Source organism: Streptomyces sp. NPDC006193 (genome assembly GCF_040613915.1).
In the GTDB taxonomy this organism is placed as follows: Bacteria; Actinomycetota; Actinomycetes; order Streptomycetales; family Streptomycetaceae; genus Streptomyces.
Map to the genome: position 1 here is coordinate 1 of NZ_JBEXTB010000053.1, position 3464 is coordinate 3464.

The window sequence follows — 3464 nt, forward strand, 5'->3', positions numbered from 1 at the left end:
TGCAGGGGGGACCCTGTGGGAGAGTAGGACGCCGCCGAACAATTGTTGAGGGAAGCCCCCGCATCGATCCGATGCGGGGGCTTTCTGCGTTCACGGCCCTTTAGGCTCGGTGGCATGCGCTACGACCTCGTGATCTTCGACAACGACGGTGTCCTCGTCGACAGCGAGCCCATATCGAACCGGCACCTGGCCGCGTATCTGACCGAACTGGGCCACCCGACCTCCTACGAGGACTCCGTCCGGGACTACATGGGGTCGGCGATGCACCGGGTCCACGAGTTGATCCTGGAGCGGACGGGGCAGCGGCTGCCCGACGACTTCGACGATGTCTTCCACGCGCGCGTGTTCGCCGCGTTCGAGCGGGAACTGAAGCCGGTGGACGGGGTGGCGGGCGTGCTGGAGAAGCTGACCGCGGACGGGGTGCCGTACTGCGTCGCCTCCTCCGGGAGCCATGCGCGGATCCGGGTGGGGCATCGGACGACCGGGCTCGACCGGTGGTTCACCGAGGACAGGATCTTCAGTTCCGAGGATGTCGGGCGGGGCAAGCCGGCGCCGGACCTCTTCCTGTACGCGGCCGAGCGGATGGGCGTGGCCCCCGGGCGGTGCGCGGTCGTCGAGGACTCTCCGCTGGGCGTGCAGGCGGCCCTCGCGGCCGGTATGGACGTGTTCGCTTTCACCGCGATGACGCCGGCGGAGAAGCTCGCGGGCGCCCGGCGCTTCTTCGCCGACATGCACGAGTTGGCCGGCCTGCTGGCCTGACCCGGCCGGGCCGGGCTGCCCGAGGTCGTCATCGTCGCCTGAGGGCCGACCGGCATACGACCGACCGCATACGACCATCCCTCCGACAGGAGTTGAGCGGCCATCAGCCGTGGCCGGATCTACCCACAGGTGGGCCGGGGCCCTACGCTCGCCGCCATGACTGATGTGCTCCGGCGCGGCAGGGCCTCCCTGGCGTTCGGGTTCTTCGCCCAGGGCGTCGCCTTCGCCCTGCTGGTGACGCGCATCCCGGCGGTCCAGGACCGGTACGGCGTCTTCGACGCGCTGCTGCCGGTCTTCCTGGCCGCCGTGCCGGTCCTCGCCGGGGTGGGCAGCGTGACCACCGAACAGCTGGTGAAGCGGGTGCCGCCCAGCCGGCTGCTGCGCTGGTCCCAGCCGGTGGTCCTGGCGGCGCTGCTCGGCGTCGGGGCGGGCGGGCACGGGCAGGTGGCCGCGCTGGCGGTGGCGCTGGGCGCCTTCGGCCTGGCGGTGGGGACGCTGGACGCCTCCATGAACATGCTGGGGGTGAACCTGCAGCGGTCGTACGGGCGGAGCATCCTGCTCGGCTTCCACGCCGCGTACAGCCTGGGCGGGATCGTGGGGGCCTCGCTGGCGTGGGCCGGCGCGCACTGGCACCTCGCGCTGTGGGTGTCCTACCTGCCGGTGGTGGCCGTGCTGCTGCCGGCCGCCCTGGTGGGGAGCCGTTGGTACGTCGACGGGGAGGCCGTGGCGGGCGGGAAGGACCGGCCGGGCGGGGGCGGGGCCGTGGCGTTCCGGCTGCTGCTGCCGCTGTGCCTGGTGATGACGTTCGCCTACATCGGTGACTCGACCGTCTCCAACTGGAGCGCGAAGTACGTGCAGGACGTGCTGGGCGGCTCGGAGCAGCTCGCGACCGTCCCGTACAACCTGTACATGGTGACCACGCTGGCGGGGCGGGCCGTCGGGGACTTCGGCGTCCGGCGGCTGGGGGCCGCGGCGGTCGTGCGGTGCGGGGCGCTCGTGGCGGCCGGCGGCTTCGCGGTGGTGGCTGCGGCGCCGGGCGCGTGGGCCGGGATGCTCGGGTTCACCCTGCTGGGCCTGGGGCTGTGCGTGCTGGTGCCGCAGACCTTCGCGGCGGCCGGGCGGTTGTTCCCCGGGGCTTCGGACGCGGCGGTCGCGCGGCTGAACATCTTCAACTACGTGGGGTTCCTGATCGGGTCGCCGTCGGTGGGCGCCCTCGGAGACGCGTGGAGCTACCGCGGGGCGATGCTGGCGCCGATGGCGCTGGTGCTGGTGACACTGGGCTGCGCCAGGTCGTTCGCCGCTCAACCGGACCGATACGGTGGCGGTCATGAGCGGCCGCGCACAGCTGATGTGGGACGAGGCAGTAACGGGCTATGACTTCGGCCCGCACCATCCGATGGATCCGGTGCGGCTGGAGCTGACCCGGAAACTGGTGGCCGCCTTCGGGCTGGACCGGGAGCTGGAGGTCGTGGCGGCGAGACCGGCCGGCGAGTCGACGCTCCGGCTGGTCCACCGGCAGGACTACATCGACGCCGTGCGGGCCGCGTCCGCCGATCCGGCCGGGGCCGACGCCTCGTACGGGCTCGGGACGGAGGACGATCCGGCGTTCGCCGGGATGCACGAGGCGTCCGCGCTGATCGCGGGTCAGTCGGTGGCGGCGGCCGAGGCGGTGTGGCGGGGGGACGCCGAGCACGCGGTGAACTTCGCGGGCGGGCTGCACCACGCCATGCCGGGCGGGGCCTCCGGGTTCTGCGTCTACAACGACGCCGCGCTCGCCGTCGCGCGGCTCCTGGAGCTGGGGGCCGAGCGGGTCGCCTACGTGGACGTCGACGTGCACCACGGGGACGGGGTGCAGGCCGCGTTCTGGGAGGACCCGCGGGTGTTGACGATCTCGCTGCACGAGCACCCCCGTACGTTGTTCCCGCAGACCGGGTGGCCGCAGGAGACCGGGGCCGGTGCGGGCGAGGGGACCGCGGTGAACGTGGCGCTGCCGGCCGGGACCGGGGACGCGGGGTGGCTGCGGGCCTTCCACGCCGTGGTGCCGGAGCTGCTCGCGGAGTTCCGGCCGCAGGTGCTCGTCTCCCAGCACGGGGCCGACACGCACTTTGAGGACCCGCTGGCGCACCTGGCGGTCTCGCTGGACGCGCAGCGGGCGGTGCAGGTGGCGTGTCACGAGCTGGCGCACGCGCACGCGGGCGGGAAGTGGGTGGCGCTGGGCGGTGGCGGCTACGCGGTGGTGGACGTCGTCCCGCGGTCGTGGACGCACCTGGTGGGGATCGCCGCGGGGAAGCCGGTCGCGCCGGAGGCGGTGATCCCCGAGGGGTGGCGGCGGGAGGTCTTCGCGCGGACGCGGCAGTCCGGGCCGTGGCGGATGACGGACGGTCTGTGGCCGGTGGGGTACGGCGCCTGGGAGGCGGGGTACGACCCCGCCGACCGGGTCGACCAGGCCGTGCTGGCCACGCGGCGGGCCGTGTACCCGCTGCGGGGGCTGCTGCCCTAGCCCTGCCGCTGCCGCTGCCCTGGCGGTGCTGCTGCCGGTGCCCCCGCGCTGCCACTGCCGCTGTCCCCCTACCGCCGGGACGACGACCGCGCCGGCCTCCGGCGTGACGACCGCCGGGACGACGACCGTGGCGGGTTCCGGCGTGACGACCGCCGGGACCGCGGGGACCGTCCCCTCCCACCGCTGCGACGACGTCCGCGGTGGC

3 protein-coding genes are annotated in these 3464 nt (G+C 73.8%); all 3 read left to right on the top strand.

Annotation, left to right across the window (positions count from 1 at the left end):
- Nucleotides 1–114: 114 nt before the first annotated feature.
- The 3 genes from ABZ261_RS28970 (at nucleotide 115) to ABZ261_RS28980 (ending at nucleotide 3259) form a co-directional block, all read left to right on the top strand.
- Nucleotides 115–759 carry an HAD family hydrolase gene (locus tag ABZ261_RS28970; RefSeq protein ID WP_356864231.1) on the top strand — a complete coding sequence of 215 codons (645 nt, stop codon included), beginning with the start codon at nucleotides 115–117 and terminating at the stop codon, nucleotides 757–759.
- Nucleotides 760–915: 156 nt separating this feature from the next.
- Complete coding sequence (locus ABZ261_RS28975) at nucleotides 916–2136, top strand: MFS transporter (RefSeq protein WP_356864233.1); 1221 nt, start codon at nucleotides 916–918, stop codon at nucleotides 2134–2136.
- Nucleotides 2087–3259, top strand: coding sequence for an acetoin utilization protein AcuC (locus ABZ261_RS28980; RefSeq protein ID WP_356864235.1), 1173 nt, complete (start codon nucleotides 2087–2089; stop codon nucleotides 3257–3259). The genes ABZ261_RS28975 and ABZ261_RS28980 overlap by 50 nt, the downstream gene beginning before the upstream one ends.
- The last annotated feature ends 205 nt before the right edge of the window (nucleotides 3260–3464 follow it).

Excerpts from the sequence above, each read along its gene's own strand:
- ABZ261_RS28970 (WP_356864231.1), top strand. The coding sequence starts at position 115 with ATGCGCTACGACCTCGTGATCTTCGACAACGACGGTGTCCTCGTCGAC.
- ABZ261_RS28975 (WP_356864233.1), top strand. The coding sequence starts at position 916 with ATGACTGATGTGCTCCGGCGCGGCAGGGCCTCCCTGGCGTTCGGGTTC.
- ABZ261_RS28980 (WP_356864235.1), top strand. The coding sequence starts at position 2,087 with ATGAGCGGCCGCGCACAGCTGATGTGGGACGAGGCAGTAACGGGCTAT.